Genomic DNA, 19,963 nt, shown 5'->3' with positions numbered 1-19,963 from the left:
GCTGAGCCAGGCCGTCGAGCGCGTGCGTCGCGAGGCGTCGGAGGCCATCGCGAACGGTGCTCGCACACTGGTGCTCAGCGACCGCGACTCGGACCACCGCATGGCGCCGATCCCGTCGCTGCTGCTGGTTTCCGCGGTGCACCACCACCTGGTGCGCACCAAGGAACGCCTGCGCGTCGCGCTCGTCGTCGAGTCCGGTGACTGCCGCGAGGTCCACCACGTCGCCGCGCTGCTGAGCTACGGCGCCGCCGCGGTGAACCCGTACCTCGCGTTCGAGACGATCGAGGACCTGATCAGCCAGGGCGCCATCACCGGTGTGCCGGCGCACAAGGCGATCCGCAACTACGTCAAGGCGCTCGTCAAGGGCGTCCTGAAGATCATGTCGAAGATGGGCATCTCGACGGTCGGCGCCTACACCGCCGCGCAGATCTTCGAGGCCGTCGGCCTGTCGAACGACCTGCTGGACGAGTACTTCACCGGCACGCAGTCCAAGCTCGGCGGGGCCGGCCTGGACGTGCTGGCCGAGGAGGTGGCCCTGCGCCACCGCCGTGCGCACCCGGACAACCCGACGGACCGCGTGCACCGCCGGCTCGAGGTCGGTGGCGAGTACCAGTACCGCCGCGAGGGCGAGCTGCACCTGTTCACGCCGGAGACGGTGTTCCTGCTCCAGCACGCCACGAAGACCCGCAAGGCCGAGGTGTACCGCCAGTACACCGAGGAGGTCGAGCGCCTCGCCCGCGAGGGCGGCACGCTGCGCGGCCTGTTCGAGCTGCTCACCGAGGGCCGCCAGCCCGTGCCGATCGACGAGGTCGAGCCGGTCAGCTCCATCGTCAAGCGCTTCAACACCGGCGCCATGTCCTACGGCTCCATCTCGGCCGAGGCCCACGAGACGCTCGCCATCGCGATGAACCGGCTCGGCGGCCGGTCCAACAGCGGTGAGGGCGGCGAGGACCGCGAGCGCCTGTACGACCCCGAGCGGCGCTCGGCGGTCAAGCAGGTCGCGTCCGGCCGGTTCGGCGTGACCAGCGAGTACCTGGTCAACGGCACGGACATCCAGATCAAGATGGCGCAGGGCGCGAAGCCCGGCGAGGGCGGGCAGCTGCCCGGCTACAAGGTGTACCCGTGGATCGCGCGCACCCGGCACTCCACGCCGGGCGTCGGCCTCATCTCGCCGCCGCCGCACCACGACATCTACTCCATCGAGGACCTCGCGCAGCTCATCCACGACCTGAAGAACGCGAACGAGCAGGCCCGCGTCCACGTGAAGCTGGTCAGCGAGATCGGCGTCGGCACGGTCGCGACGGGCGTGGCGAAGGCGCACGCGGACGTCGTCCTGATCTCCGGCCACGACGGCGGCACCGGCGCGTCCCCGTTGAACTCGCTCAAGCACGCCGGGACGCCGTGGGAGATCGGGCTCGCCGAGACGCAGCAGACGTTGCTGCTCAACGGTTTGCGCGACCGCATCACGGTCCAGGTCGACGGCGCGCTGCGCACCGGCCGCGACGTCGTCGTGGCCGCGCTGCTCGGCGCGGAGGAGTTCGGCTTCGCGACCGCCCCGCTGATCGTCGCCGGGTGCGTGATGATGCGCGTCTGCCACCTGGACACCTGTCCGGTGGGCGTGGCGACGCAGAACCCGGTGCTGCGCGAGCGGTACACCGGCCAGGCCGACCACGTGGTGAACTTCTTCGAGTTCGTCGCGCAGGAGGTCCGGGAACACCTGGCGGCACTGGGTTTCCGCACGATCGACGAGGCCGTCGGCCACGCCGAGCTGCTGAACACCGCGCCCGCCATGGACCACTGGAAGGCCGACGGGCTCGACCTGTCGCCGGTCTTCGCGGTGCCGGAGACCCGGTACCCGTCGGCGAAGCGCCGCGTCCGCGACCAGGACCACGGCCTGGAGCACGCGCTGGACCGCACGCTGCTCCAGCTCGCCGAGGGTGCGCTGGAGGACGCGATCCCGGTGCGCCTGGAACTGCCGGTGCGCAACGTCAACCGCACCGTCGGCACGCTGCTGGGCGCGGAGGTCACCCGCCGCTTCGGCGGCGACGGCCTGCCGGACGACACGATCCACGTGACCCTCACCGGGTCCGCGGGGCAGTCGCTCGGCGCGTTCCTGCCCTCCGGCGTGACCCTCGACATGGTCGGCGACGCCAACGACTACGTCGGCAAGGGCCTGTCCGGTGGCCGCGTCGTCGTCCGCCCGCACGAGGACTCGGCGTTCGCCGCCGAACGCCAGGTGATCGCGGGCAACGTGATCGGCTACGGCGCCACCAGCGGCGAGATCTTCCTGCGCGGCCGGGTCGGCGAACGCTTCTGCGTCCGCAACTCCGGCGCGGTGGCCGTCTCCGAGGGCGTCGGCGACCACGCGTTCGAGTACATGACCGGTGGCCGCGCGGTGGTGCTCGGCCCGACCGGCCGCAACGTCGCCGCGGGCATGTCCGGCGGCATCGCCTACCTGCTGGACCTCGACCCCGCCGACGTGAACAAGGCGATGGTCGAACTCCAGCGCCCGTCGCCCGACGACCTCCGCTGGCTCAAGGAGATCGTCACCCGGCACCACCAGCTCACCGGATCCGCGGTGGCCGCCTCCCTGCTGGGCGACTGGCCCCGCCGTTCCGCGTCGTTCACCAAGGTCATGCCCCGCGACTACGCGCGCGTGCTCGAAGCGATGAGGCTCGCGCGCGCCGAAGGCCGGGACGTGGACACGGCGATCATGGAGGCCTCCCGTGGCTGACCCGCAGGGTTTTCTCAAGCACGACAGGGCCGACGCGAAGAAGCGGCCCGTGGACGAGCGCGTCCAGGACTGGCGCGAGGTCTACCAGACGCCCGAGCCGGAGGCCCGCGACAAGCAGGTCCGCACGCAGGCGAGCCGGTGCATGGACTGCGGCATCCCGTTCTGCCACTCCGGCAGCGCGGGTTGCCCGCTGGGCAACCTGATCCCGGAGTGGAACGACCTGGTTCGCCGCGGTGACTGGGAGTTGGCGTCGGACCGGCTCCACGCGACCAACAACTTCCCCGAGTTCACCGGCCGCCTCTGCCCCGCCCCGTGCGAGGCGGCGTGCGTCCTGGCGATCACCCCGGACGCCGGGGGAGCGGTCGCGATCAAGCGCGTCGAGCAGGCCATCGCCGACGTGTCGTGGGAGCAGGGCCTGGTGCACGCCAGCCAGTCCACGGTCTCCTCCGGCAAGAAGGTCGCCGTGGTCGGTTCCGGTCCGGCCGGTCTGGCCGCCGCCCAGCAGCTCACCCGCGCGGGCCACCACGTCACGGTCTACGAACGCGACGACCGGCTCGGCGGACTGCTGCGCTACGGCATCCCCGAGTTCAAGATGGAGAAGAAGGTCCTCGACCGGCGCCTGGCGCAGCTCCGCAAGGAGGGCACCAAGTTCGTCACCGGCGTCGAGGTCGGCGTGGACCTCACCGTGGAGCAGCTGCGCGCCGCGTTCGACGCCGTCGTGCTCGCCGTGGGCGCGCTGCGCGGCCGTGACGACACCACGACCCCCGGCCGCGAGCTGGACGGCGTGCACCTCGCGATGGACCACCTCGTCCCGGCGAACCGCGCGGTGGAGGGCGACGGCCCGTCCCCCCTGTCCGCGGCGGGCAAGCACGTGGTGGTGATCGGCGGCGGCGACACCGGGGCCGACTGCTACGGCACGGCCGTCCGCGAGGGCGCGGCGTCGGTGCTCCAGCTCGACCAGTACCCGATGCCCCCGTCGCAGCGCGACGACGAGCGCTCCCCGTGGCCCGTGTGGCCGTGGATCCTGCGCACCTACGCCGCCCACGAGGAGGCGGGCGAGCGGAGGTTCGCCGTGGCGGTGGAGAGCTTCGTCGGCGACGCCGAGGGCCACGTGCGCGAGATCAAGCTCCGCAAGGTGAGGGTGGAGAAGGACGCCAACGGCCGCCGCCAGGTCGTGCCGCTGTCCGAGGAGGTCGAGGTCCTGCCCGCCGACATGGTGCTGCTGGCCATCGGCTTCGAGGGCGTGGAGCACATGCGGCTGCTGGACGACCTGGACATCACCCTCACCCCGCGCGGCACCATCTCGTGCGGCGCCGACTGGCAGACCACGGCGCCCGGCGTCTTCGTCTGCGGCGACGCCCACCGCGGCGCGTCGCTGGTCGTGTGGGCCATCGCGGAGGGCCGCTCGGTCGCGAACGCGGTCGACCGCTTCCTGACCGGCTCCTCCGACCTGCCGTCCCCGGTGATCCCGAACCTGATCCCGCTGGCGGTCGTGTAGACCCGCTGTCCGGCCGCGACAACGGAGTCGCGGCCGGACAGTGCCTCACCGCCACGGTGGCGAGCCGGCGTGGTGCTCGACGTCCTCGACGAGGTGGGCGGCTGACCGCGGGGGATCACCCGAGCGCCCGCACCGACCGGATGTGGCTGACGGGGAACTCGCGCGGCCCGCCGTCGGTGGTGGCCGTCAGGTTCCCGGACGCGTGCCCGACCGGCGTGATCACGTGCCCGACCGTCCGCCGCGGCCCGCTGGCCACCTGGATCTCCACCGACGTCCCCGCGACCAGGGCCTCGGCCAGCAGGACCACCTCCGCGTCCGGCAGGAACAGCGACTGGTCCCGCAGCGTCCTGGCCGTGCTGATCCGCCGCGACTCGGCCTGCTTGGGCGGGGGTGGTGGTTCGGGCTGCTCCCGCTGGATCAGGTCGGCCGCCAGCCGCGACGCCTCCGTCCGCGTGAGCGGTGTGCGCCGGTGCGGCCGACCCGCCACCGGCTTCGGTCTGTTGGGCACGATCCGCCGCCGCTCCACCCGGCCGATGATCGGGGCGCCCGCGGGGTCGGACGACGTGGGCGCGTACCCCGCCGCCCGCAGCGCGTCCAGGGTCTCCTCGGCGGACTTCGACGAGGCCAGCACCCCCGGCCCCAGCACGACCAGCTCCAGGCAGCGCAGCGACCGGTGCTGCGCGATCTCGTCGAACAGCCCCGGATCCGCGGTCCGCACGCAGCAGGCCACCGGGGTGACGGTCACCTGCCCGTGCCGCCGCTCCACGTCCCGCACCAGGTGCGTCAACGGCTGCGGCAGCTCGTTCTCCGCGACCGCCGCCAGCTCGGCCAGCAACCGGTCCGCGTCCCGCCCGCCGTCCAGCGCCCGCCGCACGCTCTCGGCGGAGAACCGCCACACCGACGCCGTGTCCCGCTCGTCGGACTCCGCGACCGAGTCCAGCAGCGCGCTCAGCGGCGCCGTGGGCAGCCCGCTCACCACGGCGGTCAGGTCGGCCTGGAACCGCGCGACACCGGTGGCGGGTGGGATCAGCCGGTCGGCCGCCTCCTCCACCCCCTCGTCGACCAGGAGCGCGCGCCCCAGCTCGGTGAGGCACCCCAGCGACACCAGCCCGAGCGCCTCGGCCTCGGCGACCGCCGCGGCCGTGCACGCGGTGTTGTGCACGGCGGGCACGCGCCACGACAGCTCGGCCACCACGTCCCCGACGTTCACCACCACCGTGTCCGGCTCCTCGGCGAACCGGGTCAGCACGCCCGCTCGGATCGCGGCACCGAGGTCCGACACCTGGTCGGCCAGCGCCGACCGGGGTTTCGCCGTGGCGGGCGCCCAGTTCATCCGCGGCCACGCCCGCACGAGGTCGACCAGCCGCCGCGCGGGCGGGGCCGCGCGCCAGTCGTCCGACGTCGTCGACGGCAGCAGGTGCTGCGGCGTCTCCCCGCCGTTCACCAGCGCCCGCCGGTCCGGTTCCTCCACGGCCAGCAGTTCCGCGTGGACGGCCAGCTCCACCCACAGCCGCACCCGCTGCTCGTCGGCGTGCAGCACCGACGCCATCCGCCGCAGCTCCCGGATGCCGATGCCGCCGCCGTACCGCCGGACCGCGACGGCCTGGGCGTCGCACAGCTCGACGAGCCGGGTGACGCCGTCCACAGTGGACGACGCTGGGGCGGAGGCCGAGTCCTCGACGCACGTCCCCACCCGGTCCGACCGCCGCGCGGGCGGCGGCGCGGGCGTGATGCGCTCCGGCGGCGCGTCGATCGGCCGCAGACCGCCGATCGTCCGCAGGCACCCCTCGCCGATCGGCCACAGCAGCGCGGACTCCCGGAGCCTGGCCAGCGCGCGGGTGAAGCCGCGGTCCTGGCGCGCCACCCGCAGCGCCTTCGCCAGCACCTCCACGGACATGCCCTCGCCCAGGTGCAGCGCGGTGTTCAGCACGTCGAGGCAGCCCTGGTCGAGCGCGTCCACGGCGCGGCGGACGGAGGAGACGACGGAGAGCTCGTCGGCGAGCCTGCGCAGCGTGTGCGGCTGGGTCTCGGCCGCGTCCGCGCGGCGCAGGAGGATCTTCTCGAGGTCGGCGGGGTCGAGCTGGTGCAACCACGTCGCGAGCGCGGATCTCCTGGCCACTCAGCTGATTATGCACATCCCTCGGGCGCCGAAGAGGTGATTCCGACACGCCGAACGAATATGCCACCAATGGGGGAACGTAAGCTGTACGGCGTGGAATTCAGCGGATTCGGGGAACACGCGATCGACTTCTTCGACGGCTTGGAAGCGGACAACTCCAAGGTGTACTGGGAGGCCAACAAGGCCACCTACCAGCAGGACGTCCGCGCGCCGATGGTGGCGCTGCTCGCGGACCTCGCGCCGGAGTTCGGCGAGGGCAAGGTGTTCCGGCCTTTCCGGGACGTTCGTTTCAGCAAGGACAAGACGCCCTACAAGACGCATTGCGGCGGTGTCGTCGAACAGGGTCGCGGCGGCGGTGCCTTCTACGTCCAGGTCGGCGTCGAAGGGCTGCTGGTCGGCGGCGGGTCGTTCGCGATGGCGTCCGACCAGCTCGCGCGGTTCCGCACGGCCGTGGACGACGACCGGCGCGGGCGCGAGCTGGAGAAGATCCTGGCGAAGCTGGAGAAGTCCGGCTGGGACGTCCGGGGCGACCGGCTCAAGACCAAGCCCCGCGGCGTCGACCCGGAGCACCCGAGGCTCGAACTGCTCAAGCACCGGACGGTCTACGCGGCCAAGGTGTGGCCGCCGGACGACACCCTGCACGAGCCGGGCTGCGGCGAGCGCGTCCTGACGTCCTGGCGGGAGCTGAAGGCGTTCAACGAGTGGTGCGTCGACCACGTGGGCGTCAGCGAGAAGCCCTGGCGCTGACCCGGCGCGCGACGAGCACCGCCACGCCCCACCCGAGTCCGATGCCGACGACGTCGGTCAGCGCGTCCAGGACGTCGCCGCTGCGGTGGAGCGGGGTGATCAGCTCCTGGAGCACCTCGGACAGCGCCGCGTAGCCGACGAGCGCGAGCAGGATCCACCGCGGCCGGGCGAGCAGGCCGGTGAACGCGAGCAGGGCGAACAGCAGGCAGTGGACGACCTTGTCCGTGCCGGGCGGTGAGCTCGGCACGCCCGACTCCGGGGTGAACAGCACGATGACGCTGAGCGACATCGCGACCACGAACGGAAGATATTTGCGCACCAGCACCCCTATGTCCCCCGTGTTACCCCTGAATATCGTGCCTGTGAGCAACTTACCGACGGGTAGTTCGGGATCGGTCCAGTAAAGGGGACTATCCTCTCCCAACGTGAGTCGACGCGCAAAGATCGTCTGTACCATGGGCCCCGCTACCTCGTCCCCTGAGAAGGTGCGCGAGCTCGTAGCGGCCGGTATGGACGTGGCGAGGATGAACTTCAGCCACGGCAGCCATGCCGACCACAAGCAGGTCTACGACACCGTTCGCGCAGCCGCGAACGAGTCGGGGCGTGCGGTGGGCATCCTGGCGGACCTCCAGGGCCCCAAGATCCGCCTGGGCCGGTTCGCAGCCGGTCCCGTGGAATGGCGCACCGGTGACATCGTGCGCGTGACCGTCGAGGACGTGTCGGGCACGCACGACCGGGTCTCCACCACCTACAAGGAACTCGCCAAGGACGCCAAGGTCGGCGACCGGCTGCTCGTGGACGACGGCAAGGTGGGCCTCGTGGTCACCGACGTCGAGGGCCCGGACGTCGTCTGCGAGGTGACCGAAGGCGGTCCCGTCAGCAACAACAAGGGCTTGTCCCTGCCGGGCATGGACGTCTCCGTGCCCGCCATGTCCGAGAAGGACGTCGAGGACCTCGAGTTCGCGCTGTCGCTCGGCGTGGACTTCATCGCGCTGTCCTTCGTCCGCTCGCCCGCCGACATCGACCTGGTCCACCAGGTCATGGACCGCGTGGGCAGCAAGCGCCTCCCGGTGATCGCGAAGATCGAGAAGCCGGAAGCCGTGGACAACCTGGAGGCCATCGTCCTGGCCTTCGACGGCGTCATGGTCGCCCGCGGCGACCTCGGCGTCGAACTGCCGCTGGAGCACGTGCCCCTGGTGCAGAAGCGGGCGATCCAGATCGCCCGCGAGAACGCCAAGCCGGTCATCGTGGCGACCCAGATGCTCGACTCGATGATCACCAACTCCCGCCCGACCCGCGCCGAGACGTCCGACGTCGCGAACGCGGTGCTGGACGGCGCCGACGCCCTCATGCTCTCCGGTGAGACCAGCGTCGGCCGCTACGCCATCGAGTCCGTGCAGACGATGAGCCGCATCATCGTGGCCGTCGAGACCGAGTCGACCGTCGTGCCGCCGCTGACGCACGTCCCGCGCACCAAGCGCGGCGTGATCTCCTACGCGGCCCGCGACATCGGCGAGCGCCTCAACGCCAAGGCCCTGGTCGCGTTCACCCAGTCCGGCGACACCGTGCGGCGGCTCGCCCGCCTGCACACCCCGTTGCCGCTGCTCGCGTTCACGCCCGAGCAGGAGGTCCGCGCGCAGCTCTCGCTGACGTGGGGCACCGAGACGTTCCTGGTGCCGAAGGTGGAGTCGACGGACGAGATGGTCCGCCAGGTGGACCTCTCCATGCTCGACATCGGCCGCTACCAGGCGGGCGACCTGGTGGTCGTCGTGGCAGGCTCCCCTCCGGGGACCGTAGGCTCCACGAACCTCATCCGGGTGCACCGCCTGGGCGAGGACGACCACGCCTAGGAGAAGACGTTGACAGAGGCTGCCCGTGCCGCGGCCGCGCGTTTCGCGGCCCAGGACGCCCCGTTGGACAGCGACGGGGTCCCGCACGGGCAGCCCGTGCTCGACCGGCTCGTGGCGCTGCTCGACCTCGAACGCATCGAGGAGAACATCTTCCGCGGCGTGAGCCCCGCCGAATCCCCGGTCCGGGTGTTCGGCGGGCAGGTCGCGGGGCAAGCGCTCGTCGCGGCGGGCCGGACGGTGCCGCCCGAGCGCCACGTGCACTCGCTGCACTCGTACTTCATCCGCGGCGGTGACCCGACCGTGCCGATCGTCTACGAGGTCGACCGCATCCGCGACGGCCGCTCGTTCACGACCAGGCGCGTCGTCGGCATCCAGCACGGCAAGGCGATCTTCTCCCTGTCCGCCTCGTTCCAGAAGGACGAGACCGGCATGGACCACGCCGAGCCGATGCCGGACGTGCCGGACCCCGAGTCGCTGCCGACCTACGCCGAGGCGTCCAAGAGCTACCACGACCAGCTCGGCCACACGCGCCTGCCGAGGCCCATCGACGTCCGGTACGTCACCGAGCCGCCGTGGGAGTCCCGCGAGGACGGTCCGGGCGAGGCGCGCAGCCAGGTGTGGATGCGCGCGGACGGCAAGCTCGGCGACGACGCCCTGCTGCACGTCTGCGTGCTCGCCTACGCCTCGGACATGACGCTGCTGGACTCGATCCTGGTCAAGCACGGCGTCTACTGGGGCACGGACAAGGTCCTCGGCGCGAGCCTCGACCACGCCATGTGGTTCCACCGCCGGTTCCGCGCCGACGAGTGGTTCCTCTACGACTGCGCGTCCCCCAGCGCCTCCGGAGGGCGCGGCCTCGCGACCGGCAGGTTCTTCAGCCAGGACGGCAGGCTCGTCGCCACCGTGGTCCAGGAGGGGCTGCTGCGGGTCGTCTCGTGACCGACGTCCCCCTTCCCGGCGCCGCCTGGACCGCGTGGCACCGGCTCGGTACCACCCTCACCGCGAGCCCCGGTGTGCACCGCCCGACGGAGTTCTCCGGCCTGCTCGCGTCGACGTTGAGCGACGTGTGGGGCCGGACCGTCCTGGACGCCGGGTGCGGCGCCGGTCTGATCACCGTCGCGGCCCTGTCGGCGGGCGCGACCCACGTCGTCGCGCTGGACCGCGACGAGGCAGCGCTGCGCGACACGGCCGCCAACGTCGAACGGCTGCTGGGCGCCTCGGCCCGTGACCGGCTGTCGCTGTGGCAGGCGGATTTCACCCAGCTGGGCGTCCTGGACGCCGACGTGCTGGCCGTCAACCCGCCCCAACGCCCGTCGCACCTGCTCGACGCCGTGGAACCGGAGGACCGCCACCTGCACGACGGCGGCGGTCGGGACGGCTTGGACGGCCTCCGCCTGGTCCTCGACCACGCCCGCTGCCACGAGGTCCGCACCACCGCGGCCGACGTCCTGCCGCTGGAAACCCTCCGCCGCGCACCCCGCCGCCTCGCCACGGCCTCGCTGCCGGTGCACCCGTCGTGGCTGCCGCTGGTCCAGGCCGAGGAGGCGAAGGTCTCGGTCTGGGCGTTCGACCGCTCCGCGGGGTAAACCCGCGTCAGGGCTCCACCCGCCGCCGACGCGCCTTCACGCCCGTCGGCGGTGTGAGGGCGCGGGTCTCCACCCGTTCGAGCACCACCGAGCTGGTGAGGTTCCGCACCTCCGTCCTGGACGCGACCTTGTCCATCAGGAACGCCTGGAGGTGCGTGCTGTCCGTGACCGCGATGTGCACCAGGAAGTCCGCCTGCCCGCTCACGTGGAAGATCGACCGCGTTTCCGGCTGCGCCATCAGGAACTGGCGGAACGCGGCCACGACGGGCCGGGTGTGCGGGCGGACGTTGACCGAGACGACGGCCTCCAGCGACAGGCCGGTGGTGCGCGGGTCCACCACGGCGTGGAAGCCCGTGATGACACCGAGTTCGCGGAGGCGGCGCACGCGTTGCAGGCAGCTCGACGGCGCCAGACCGACCAGTTCGGCGAGGGTGCGGTTGGGGAGGGTCGCGTCGTTCTGCAACTCCTCCAGGATCCGCCAGTCCACCGAATCCAGTTCGGCTGTTTCTCTCACAACCGAACATCCTAGGTTTCCGCTGGTTTCCCGCCGAACCGGAAGCCGATGATCCCCGCGTGCACCTCACCTCCTTCCTGCTCGCGCTCGCGGTGATCGCGATCGTGCCGGGTCCGGACTTCGTCCTCGTCACCGGCAACGCCGTCCGCGGCGTGCGGCTCGGCGCCCTCACCGCGCTCGGCGTCGTGTGCGGGCTGCTCGTCCACGGCGCCCTCGCCACGCTCGGCGTGTCGGCGCTCGTGGTGGCCGTGCCCGCGGCCCTGCTGGCGATCAAGGTGGTCGGTGCCCTCTACCTCGCCCACCTCGGCGTCATGACGCTGCGCGCGGCCAGGAACGGCACGCTCACGGCAAGCCCCAAGGCGGTGTCGGGCCGGTCGGCGTTCCTCAGGGGCGTGCTGTGCGACCTGCTCAACCCGAAGGTCATGCTGACGTTCCTGAGCCTGATCCCGCAGGCCATGGACCCGTCCGCGCCGCCGCTGCCGCAGGCCGCGCTGCTGTCGGCGGTGACCGTCGGCGTGTTCGCCGCGTTCTGGGCGCTGGTGGTGCCGCTGGCCGGGAGGCTGGCCGTGGTGCTGGCCAGGCCGGGGGTCCGGCCGGTGTTCGAACGGCTGTGCGGCGCGACCCTCATCGGCATGGCTGCCACGGTTCTGGCGGCGTGACGGCGCTATGACGCTCGTCCCCTCGCACTGCGGCCGGATTTTAGGCAGGCTGTGCAGATGACAACCGAGGCAACGGCACGGATCGCGGTAACCGGACTCGCTGTGATGGGCAGCAACCTGGCCCGCAACCTCGCCCGGCACGGACACCGGGTAGCCGTCCACAACCGGTCCTACAGCAGGACCAAGCTCCTGATCGAACAGCACGGCCACGAGGGTGACTTCGTCCCGGCCGAGACCGCGGAAGAACTCGTCGCGAGCCTCCAGAAGCCCCGCCAGATCATCATCATGGTCAAGGCGGGCGCGCCCACCGACGCGGTGATCGACGAGCTGACGCCGCTGCTCGACGAGGGCGACATGGTGATCGACGGCGGCAACGCCCACTACGCCGACACCCGCCGCCGTGAAGCCGCGCTGCGCGAGAAGGGCCTGCACTTCGTCGGCGCGGGCATCTCCGGCGGCGAGGAGGGCGCGCTCAACGGCCCCAGCATCATGCCCGGCGGCTCCAAGGAGTCCTACGTCCACCTCGGCCCGGTGCTGGAGAGCATCGCGGCCGTCGTCGACGGCACCCCGTGCTGCGTCCACGTGGGACCGGACGGCGCGGGCCACTTCGTGAAGATGGTGCACAACGGCATCGAGTACGCCGACATGCAGCTCATCGCCGAGGCCTACGACCTGCTGCTGCGCGCGGGCGGCAAGACGCCCGCCGAGATCGCCGACGTGTTCCGCGAGTGGAACGAGGGCGACCTGGAGTCGTACCTCATCGAGATCACCGCCGACGTGCTGTCCCACGTGGACGCCGACAGCGGCAAGGCGCTCGTCGAGGTCATCGCCGACGAGGCCGAGCAGAAGGGCACCGGCCGCTGGACCGTCCAGGAGGCCCTGGAGCTGGGCGTTCCCGTCACGGGCATCGCCGAGGCCGTCTTCGCCCGCTCCCTGTCGGGCCGCGTGGACCAGCGCAAAGCCGTCCGCGACGCCTTCGGCGCGTCCGAGGTGGCCAAGACCGTGACCGACGGCCTGGTCGACGACGTCCGCCAGGCGCTGTACGCGTCCAAGGTGGTCGCCTACGCCCAGGGCTTCGACCAGATGCGCGCGGCCAGCAAGGAGTACGGCTGGGACCTGGACCTGGGCGCCATGGCCACGATCTGGCGCGGCGGCTGCATCATCCGCGCCCGCTTCCTCGACCGCATCCGCGAGGCCTACGACGGCAGCCCGGAACTGGCGTCCCTGCTCGTGGACGACTACTTCCGCGAAGCCGTCCAGAACGCCGAGGCGGCCTGGCGCCGAGTGGTCGTGGGCGCCGTCCAGGCAGGCGTCCCGGTCCCCGGCTTCGTCTCCGCACTGGCCTACTACGACGGCCTGCGCTCGGAGCGCCTCCCCGCCGCCCTGATCCAGGGGCTGCGCGACTTCTTCGGCGCCCACACCTACCGCCGCACCGACCGCGACGGCAGCTTCCACACCCTCTGGTCCGGCGACCGCAGCCAGGTCGACGCCTGACCAAACAACAACAAGAGCAACAAGAGCAAGAAAAAAACCAAACCACGACGGAACTGACAGCCACCGCTTGAGAACGTGGCCGATTTGACTTGGGGATTTGACCCTTGCAATTAGTCGGGCGGCAAGCTTCACCACCTGCCGTTTTGGCCCGACAAAGGGTCAAATGAGGGGTCCCCAGGTCAAATCGGCCACACCCCGCTGGAACTCGCAGCCGATACATCCGCTGGGACTCGCAGCCGACCAGCCCCAGGCGCCGGGCAGACCACCGAACTCCACGAGCGTTCCCGTCATGATCCGAGTGTGGACGAGGTGGGGAGGTTCCGTGGCGATGTGAGTGACCCTCATGACACCCGCCCCCCGGGTAGCGGCACAATCGGTTCATGATCCGAAGGCCACGACTGCTAGCCCTGCTCGCGTCCCTGACGCTCGTGCTCGGTCTCTCCGGCGGTGCCGCGACAGCGGTGGACGCCGACCCGCTCGCCGCGGACCTCGACCGCATCCTCTCCGACTCCCGCCTCGTGGGAGCCACCGTGGGACTGGTGGTGAAGGACGCCGACACCGGCGAGAACGTCTACACCAGATCCGGCAACACCCGCTTCCAGCCCGGTTCCACGGCCAAGCTGATCACCTCCGCCACGGCGCTCGACACCCTCGGCCCCGACCACCGCTGGACGACCGACCTGCGCTCGTCCGCGACCGTCCAGGGCACGGAGCTGGTCGGCGACCTGTTCCTGCGCGGCACCGGCGATCCGACGATGCTCGCCGCCGACTACGACGACCTGGCGGCGAAGCTCGCCGCGACCGGCCTGCGCACGGTGCGCGGCGCGCTGGTGGCCGACGACAGCTGGTTCGACTCGATCCCGCTCGGCACCGGCTGGGCGTGGGACGACGAGCCGTACTACTACAGCGCGCAGACCTCCGCGCTGACCATCGCGCCGGACACCGACTTCGACTCCGGCTCGGTCGCGGTCAAGGTGAGCCCCGGCGCCGCCGCGGGCCAGCCCGCGCAGGTCACCCTGATCCCGCCGGTCGACCTCACGATCCGCAACAACGCCACGACCAGCACCAACAGCGGCGTCTTCGTGCACCGCTCGCACGGCACGAACGTCGTCAACGTCGGCGGCTCGCTCGCGCCCGGTGCGGCGGCGTACTACGAGTACATCTCGATGAACGACCCGACCACGCTCGTCGCGGGCCTGTTCCGCAAGTCGTTGGCGGCGCACGGGATCACCGTCACCGGCGGCACCGAGTTCCGCGCGGCGCCCTCGACCGCGAAGGTGCTGGTCGAACACCAGTCGATGACCCTGCGCCAGCTGCTGATCCCGTTCCTCAAGCTCAGCAACAACCTGCACGCCGAGACGCTCATCAAGTCCATGGGCCGCAAGGTCTCCGGCCAGGGCACCTGGGCGGCGGGCATCAGCGCGCTGGAGGCGGCGCTGCCCGGCCTGGACGCGAACCCGTTGACGATGAACCTGTTCGACGGCTCCGGACTGTCCAGGATGGACCTGCTCTCGCCCGACCTGTTCGTGTCGGTGCTGCGCAAGGCGCGCAGCAAGCCGTGGTTCCAGGACTGGTACAGCGCGCTGCCGATCGCGGGCGTGCAGGACCGGTTCGTCGGCGGCACGCTCCGCAACCGCATGGGCGGCACGGCCGCCGCGAACAACCTGCACGCCAAGACCGGCTCGATGACGGGCGTGACGGCGCTGTCCGGCTACGTCACGAACGCCGACGGCCGCAAGCTGGTGTTCTCGTTGATGCAGAACGACTTCGTGTCGGGTCCGCCGCGTGACATCGAGGACGCCATCGCCGTCCGGCTCGCGTCGGACAAGGCCGGTCAGGCCCAGCCGCAGGTGCAGTCGAAGCGCCAGGCGCCCGCCCCGACCAAGGGGGACCGCAGGACGGACCTGGAGTGCAGCTGGACCAAGTCCTGCTGACCTAGGCCGTTGGAGGGGGTCCGTCGTTCGCGGCGGGCCCCCTCATCGCGCCAGGGCCTCGTGGAGCGCGCGGTCCAGCGCGTCCTCGGCGGGGACCTCGATGTCCGGGCCCACGCCGACCAGTTCCCAGTTGGTGCCCGACACCGGGTTGATCGCCCGCCCGGTCGGGACGGTCGCCTCCAGGTGCGGGTGCACCCTGAACCCCCGCCGCGGGTGCGCGCCCCCGCCGGTCCGCTCGCCGACGACGGTCGCGCGGCCGAGCTGTTGCAGGTCGTAGGCCAGTTCCTCGGCGCCGGAGAACGTGCGGGGGCTGGTGAGCACGTAGATCGGCTTGGTGCCGCCGAACCGCTCGCCCGGCACGTGCGCGGGGCTCCACGACTGGCTGTAGGTCTCGCCGTCGCGGAAGTACATCGTGTTCAGGTGGGTCGGCTCGTCCAGCAGGTAGCCGCAGACCAGCGCCACCGTCGCCGGGTCGCCGCCGCGGTTCTCCCGCAGGTCGAGGATCAGCGCCTCCGCTCCGGCCACGAGGGTGAGCGCGGCGGCGACCGCTCCGCCGGACACCTCGACCGGGAACAGCAGCGGTGCCAGCTCCAGGTGCGCGACCCCGCCGTCCAGCGCGCGCAGCCGCGGCACGCCGTTGAGCGAGAGCTTGGCCTCCCTCGTCATCTCCTGGATCGCCGCGGCGTCGTCGCCGTCCGGGATCACGTCGGTGTGGTGCTTGAGCCGCAGGTGGCGGTCGCCGTTGACGGACTGGAGGTCGGCCGTGACGAGCCTGCCCAGTTCCTCCGCGGTGTCGGCGGAGGCGTAGGCGCCCTCGGTGTTCCGCTTGTGCAGCACCGCGTCCAGCTCGGCGGCGACCTCCGGGAAGACGTAGTGCTCCACGAGGAGCGCGCGGATCTCCGTGACGATCGAGGCGGTGTCCATGAGCCCAGTCTCGGGTCGGGGTTGCGAAAGCGTCAAGAGAATTAGACACTTTCGTCATGAGCGATCCGCCCCCTGGGGAAGTCCTGGAGATCGGCACCCCCGAGCAGTTCAAGGCCCTCTCGCACCCGACGCGGCAACGATTGCTGTTCGCGCTGGGGCAGGAGCCCGCCACGATCAGCGGACTCGCCGCGGCGCTGGCCGTCCACAAGGGATCGGTGGGGCACCACCTCAAGGTGCTGCGCGACGCGGGCATGGTGAGGGTCGCCGAGACGCGCCAGGTGCGCGGCGGCACCGAGCAGCTCTACCAGCGGACCGCGCGCAAGCTCGTGGTCCACGAGGCCCCGGCCGAGCACAACGCCGCCGTGTTCGCCGCGATGGCCCACGAGGTGAGCCGCGCGTCGGAACCGCTGGTCTCGCTGCGCCACCTGAGGTTGACGGCCTCCGCCGCCGAACGGCTCGGCGTCGAGCTGCAACGCCTGCTCGACGAGGCTGAGGACGGGGGCGACCAGGAGGCCGTCCACGGCGTTCTCGTGGCGCTCTACCGCAGGTCGGAGTAGGTCCGCTCACAAATTGTCAGACCCCGTCCGTACCGTCTCGACCATGCCCACCGCAGCCTTCGCCGCCCGCACCACGTCGCCCGCTCACGCCACCGCGCCCTGGCCGGGCCACGTCGCCCGGCCTGCGCGCCGCAGCGCTTCCGGCGGTTCCCCGTGGGTCGCGCGCCGGTTCCCCGCCGCGCGACCCGATCCCCGCGACGTCAGTGGTTCGCGGGGGTGCGGAGCGGTTCCAGGGCGTTGCGGTCCGGGTTCACGAGGTAGACGCGGGCCGCGGAGATGTCGAAGTACATGCCGACCAGGCGGAGCGCGCCCGCGTTGACCGCTTCGCGCACGGAGGGGTAGGTGAGGAGGTTGTCCAGCTGCTGGGCGACGTTGGCGACGCTGAGCCGTTCCACGACCGGCAGGTCGTGGGACCCGGCGGGTTCGTGGAAGCGGATCAGGCTGGGGTCGGCGTGGCGCAGCCACGAGGTCAGCGCGGTGCCGGGCCGGGTGCCGCCGTTGACCAGCGCGCTCATCGCGCCGCAGTGGGAGTGGCCGCAGACGGCGATCGTGCCGACCCCCAGCACGTCGACGGCGTACTCGATCGCGGCGCCCACCGAGTCCTCGGTGCCGCTGGCCGGGACGAGGTTGCCGATGTTGCGGACGCAGAACAGGTCGCCGGGGCCGCTGCTGGTGATGAGGTTCGGGACCACGCGCGAGTCGGCGCACGTGATGAACAGCTGCTGGGGGCGTTGGCCGCGTGCCGCCAGCTCGGCGAGGAAGGGGCGGACCAGCGGCGCGGAGTTCCGCTCGAACTCGTGCATGCCGCGGATCATCGGGTCGGTGTCGCCGCGCTGCGTCGGGAGCACCACGTCGGCGGCGTCGCCGGGGCGGGTGCGCTGCCAGTGCGACCACGGCGCGAACCAGCGCGGCAGCGGAGACGGGGGAGTCTTGCGAAGACCGGGCTTGCCGCCGATGGCCTTGCGGAACCAGGTGTCGTGCACCTCGTCGACGTCGACCTGGCCGCCGAGCCGCTGGTAGCCGCCGCGCCAGTCGTCGATCGCCTCGAACGCGGCGTGGTCCATGAAGTCGATGTGCAGCTCCAGGACGACGCGCTTGCCCAGCGGGATGCGGCGGAGTTCGCGCACGAGCCTGCTCACCCCGAGGAACACCAGTGAGCCGCGGATCGAGACCCGCCAGCCGTCGGGCTCCTCGTCGACGCGCACGGTGCTGTGGGTCAACCGGTACAGCGACCTGAGCACGGCGATGGCCATCCCGATCAGGACGCCTTCCACCAGGCCGAACACGAGCACGCCCGCGACCGTGCCGACGTAGGGCGTGATCTCGCCGTGCTGGGCGAGCTTGCGCACCCGGTTGCGGCTCACCAGGCGCAGACCGACCACGAGGAGGACACCGGCCAGACCCGCGAGGGGGATCAGTTCCAGCAGTCCGCCGAGGGCGACCACGAAGACGACGATCCAGAAGCCGTGCAGGACGGTCGCGGCACGCGTGCGCGCGCCCGCGGCCACGTTCGCCGAACCGCGGATGATGCCACCGCTGACCGGCAGGCCGCCGAGCGCGCCGGACACGGCGTTCGCCGCGCCCTGCGCGACGAGTTCGCGGTCCAGGTCGGCGCGCGGGCCGTCGTGCAGCTTGTCCACCGCCACGGCGGACAGCAGCGACTCCATGCTGGCCACGAGCGCGACGGTCACCACCGCGAGCGCCACGCCACCGACGCTGCCGTCCGGCAGGCGGGGGAGGACGACGTCGGTCAGGGGTGCGTCGGGGAGGTCCACTGTGGACACGTCGAGTCGGAGGGCGATGGCGGTCGCGGTCGCGGCCAGCACCGCCGCCAGCGGGGCGGGCACCAGGGCCGCGCGGGGGATCCTGCGCCACATCAGCATCACGGCGATGGCGACGGCACCCACGACGACCGAGCCGAAGTGGGAGCCGCGCAGTTCCGCGGGCAGTTCGGCGAGGTTCGCCAGCGTCGTCGCGTGGACGTGACCGCCGAGCACGATCACCAGCTGCCCCAGGGCGATGCTGATGCCGATGCCCGCCAGCATCCCGTGCACCACGGCGGGCGACAGGGACAGCGCCAGCCTGGCCACCTTCGTCACACCCAGGACGATCTGCACCAGGCCGGCGGCCAGGGTGATCGCCGCCGTGGCGGCCCAGCCGTAGTCGAGGACCAGTCCGGCCGTGACGACCATGACACCGGTCGCGGCACCGCTGACCTGGAGGGGAGCGCCGCCGAACAGTCCGGCGACGACGCCGCCCACGACGGACGCGATGAGTCCGGAGATGAGCGGCGCACCCGTGGCCGCCGCGACGCCGAGGGACAGCGGGACGGCCAGGAGGAAGAGCACGAACGAGGCGGGGAGGTCGAACCGGAGCGACGCGGGGAAGCGGAGCGGAGGGCCGGCCGTGGTGTGTTCACCTGCGTGGGACTTGTTGGAGCGGGGGCGGTTCATGGTGACCCTTCAGGCGGTGTGGTGGTTGTTCGCGCGGTGGCGCGGGTCGAGCGGTGTGGATTGGCGGCCGCGCGGGCGAGCGGTGCGGGCCGGTGGAGTGGGTTGAGTGGTGTGGGGCGGCGGCGTGAGTTGGCCGAGCTGTCCGGGGCGGGCGGTGTGGGGGTGGCGGGGTGCGCGGGTGTTGTTTCGCGGTGCTGTGGTGAGCCGGCATCGCGCGGGATGTTGTTGGTGGGGCGGCGATTCGGTGTCGGTGGCGGAGCGGGGTGCGCGACGGTGGTGGTCGGCGCGGTGCGGTTTTCGCGCTGCGGCGGTGTCGGCTAGCGCGCCGTTAAGGGGACGCCGCGTGCTGAAGGCAGCACGAGGTGCTGCCGGAAGGCGGCGAGTGCTGACTCGGCCTCGGCGCGGTGAGTATGGGACGCCAAGAGGCACCTCCGTGTCGGCACCGTGGACGTGTCGGCACAACCCGCGTCGGGACTTCCCGATCCGTGATCGGGAGGTCGCGTCCTGTCCATGATGGACGATGGTGTGGGGAAATCGACACGGGTTTCAACCGGACGTGTCGATCATCAGAGTGAGGTCACGCCAGGTAGTGGCACTGGCGCGCGGAGACCGAGGAGGGACCGTGGCGGAACCGACCCCGGTCGGGGGGTCGTGGTCGGTTCCGCCACGGTCGGTGCCGAACGACGCCGAAGGGGTGGGGGAAGAAGCGTCGTCCGGGGAATCGGGGTGTTGTGGTCTTCGGGCGCGGGGCACGACACGGGCGCGGGTTCGGGTCGCTGGCGAGCGTGGTCCGATCCTCGGTGCGGTCGTGCGGTCGTGCGGTCGTGCGGTCGTGCGGTCGTGCGGTCGTGCGGTCGTGCGGTCGTGCGGTCGTGCGGTCGTGCGGTCGTGCGG

General features: G+C 71.7%; 15 protein-coding genes. 10 read left to right on the top strand and 5 right to left on the bottom strand.

Translation table 11 applies throughout. The features are described 5' to 3' along the window. Positions 1-2,734, top strand: a 2,734-nt coding sequence (locus AC156L_RS37795; RefSeq protein ID WP_484407721.1) for a glutamate synthase-related protein, incomplete at its 5' end; no start/stop codon positions are given. After that, a complete protein-coding gene (locus tag AC156L_RS37790) occupies positions 2,727-4,232 on the top strand; it encodes a glutamate synthase subunit beta (protein WP_330875828.1) in 1,506 nt (501 codons plus the stop codon). The genes AC156L_RS37795 and AC156L_RS37790, both read left to right, overlap by 8 nt. A gap of 115 nt (positions 4,233-4,347) precedes the next feature. On the opposite strand, the gene AC156L_RS37785 is transcribed toward AC156L_RS37790, so the two are convergent. Beyond that, the gene (locus tag AC156L_RS37785; RefSeq protein ID WP_330875827.1) at positions 4,348-6,351 is read right to left on the bottom strand and encodes a helicase-associated domain-containing protein; all 2,004 of its coding nucleotides are present in this window, start codon (positions 6,349-6,351) and stop codon (positions 4,348-4,350) included. Positions 6,352-6,444: 93 nt separating this feature from the next. On the opposite strand from AC156L_RS37785, the gene AC156L_RS37780 reads away from it, so the two are divergent. Continuing rightward, positions 6,445-7,098 carry a DUF2461 domain-containing protein gene (locus AC156L_RS37780; RefSeq protein WP_330875826.1) on the top strand — a complete coding sequence of 218 codons (654 nt, stop codon included), beginning with the start codon at positions 6,445-6,447 and terminating at the stop codon, positions 7,096-7,098. Here AC156L_RS37780 and AC156L_RS37775 read toward each other — a convergent pair. Continuing rightward, positions 7,076-7,417 carry a VanZ family protein gene (locus AC156L_RS37775; protein WP_330875825.1) on the bottom strand — a complete coding sequence of 114 codons (342 nt, stop codon included), beginning with the start codon at positions 7,415-7,417 and terminating at the stop codon, positions 7,076-7,078. The genes AC156L_RS37780 and AC156L_RS37775 overlap by 23 nt on opposite strands. A 106-nt stretch (positions 7,418-7,523) precedes the next feature. On the opposite strand from AC156L_RS37775, the gene pyk reads away from it, so the two are divergent. The 3 genes from pyk to AC156L_RS37760 are packed head-to-tail and all read left to right on the top strand — an operon-like array spanning position 7,524 to position 10,534. Continuing rightward, on the top strand, positions 7,524-8,948 hold the full coding sequence (pyk, locus tag AC156L_RS37770) for a pyruvate kinase (protein WP_330875824.1): 1,425 nt from the start codon (positions 7,524-7,526) through the stop codon (positions 8,946-8,948). Positions 8,949-8,957: 9 nt separating this feature from the next. Next, positions 8,958-9,887, top strand: coding sequence for an acyl-CoA thioesterase II (tesB, locus tag AC156L_RS37765; protein ID WP_414719867.1), 930 nt, complete (start codon positions 8,958-8,960; stop codon positions 9,885-9,887). Continuing rightward, a complete protein-coding gene (locus AC156L_RS37760) occupies positions 9,884-10,534 on the top strand; it encodes a 50S ribosomal protein L11 methyltransferase (protein WP_330875823.1) in 651 nt (216 codons plus the stop codon). The genes tesB and AC156L_RS37760 overlap by 4 nt, the downstream gene beginning before the upstream one ends. Before the next feature lie 7 nt (positions 10,535-10,541). Here the strand turns inward: AC156L_RS37760 and AC156L_RS37755 are convergent, their stop codons facing one another. Beyond that, a complete protein-coding gene (locus tag AC156L_RS37755) occupies positions 10,542-11,048 on the bottom strand; it encodes an Lrp/AsnC family transcriptional regulator (RefSeq protein WP_330875822.1) in 507 nt (168 codons plus the stop codon). 59 nt (positions 11,049-11,107) lie between these two features. Between AC156L_RS37755 and AC156L_RS37750 the strand changes: the two genes are divergently transcribed. From AC156L_RS37750 to dacB, 3 genes are all read left to right on the top strand, one after another. Further along, entirely contained in the window at positions 11,108-11,707 is a 600-nt protein-coding gene (locus AC156L_RS37750) for a LysE family translocator (protein WP_330875821.1), read from the top strand. Between the two features lie 57 nt (positions 11,708-11,764). After that, entirely contained in the window at positions 11,765-13,201 is a 1,437-nt protein-coding gene (gene gndA, locus AC156L_RS37745; protein ID WP_330875820.1) for an NADP-dependent phosphogluconate dehydrogenase, read from the top strand. 380 nt (positions 13,202-13,581) lie between these two features. Beyond that, positions 13,582-15,135, top strand: a complete 1,554-nt coding sequence (gene dacB / locus AC156L_RS37740) for a D-alanyl-D-alanine carboxypeptidase/D-alanyl-D-alanine endopeptidase (RefSeq protein ID WP_330875819.1) — start codon at positions 13,582-13,584, stop codon at positions 15,133-15,135. A gap of 42 nt (positions 15,136-15,177) precedes the next feature. Here dacB and AC156L_RS37735 read toward each other — a convergent pair whose 3' ends face one another. Beyond that, complete coding sequence (locus AC156L_RS37735) at positions 15,178-16,059, bottom strand: S41 family peptidase (RefSeq protein WP_330875818.1); 882 nt, start codon at positions 16,057-16,059, stop codon at positions 15,178-15,180. Between the two features lie 56 nt (positions 16,060-16,115). Here AC156L_RS37735 and AC156L_RS37730 point away from each other — a divergent pair, with 56 nt between their 5' ends. Further along, on the top strand, positions 16,116-16,616 hold the full coding sequence (locus AC156L_RS37730) for an ArsR/SmtB family transcription factor (RefSeq protein WP_330875817.1): 501 nt from the start codon (positions 16,116-16,118) through the stop codon (positions 16,614-16,616). Positions 16,617-16,816: 200 nt separating this feature from the next. Here the strand turns inward: AC156L_RS37730 and AC156L_RS37725 are convergent, their stop codons facing one another. Continuing rightward, on the bottom strand, positions 16,817-19,069 hold the full coding sequence (locus AC156L_RS37725; protein ID WP_330875816.1) for a SulP family inorganic anion transporter: 2,253 nt from the start codon (positions 19,067-19,069) through the stop codon (positions 16,817-16,819). Positions 19,070-19,963 lie beyond the last annotated feature (894 nt).

The sequence above is a fragment of the Umezawaea sp. genome (assembly GCF_057122925.1).
The sequence above is the reverse complement of the archived record's forward strand: the minus strand, read 5'-3'. Positions and strand labels throughout refer to the sequence as shown.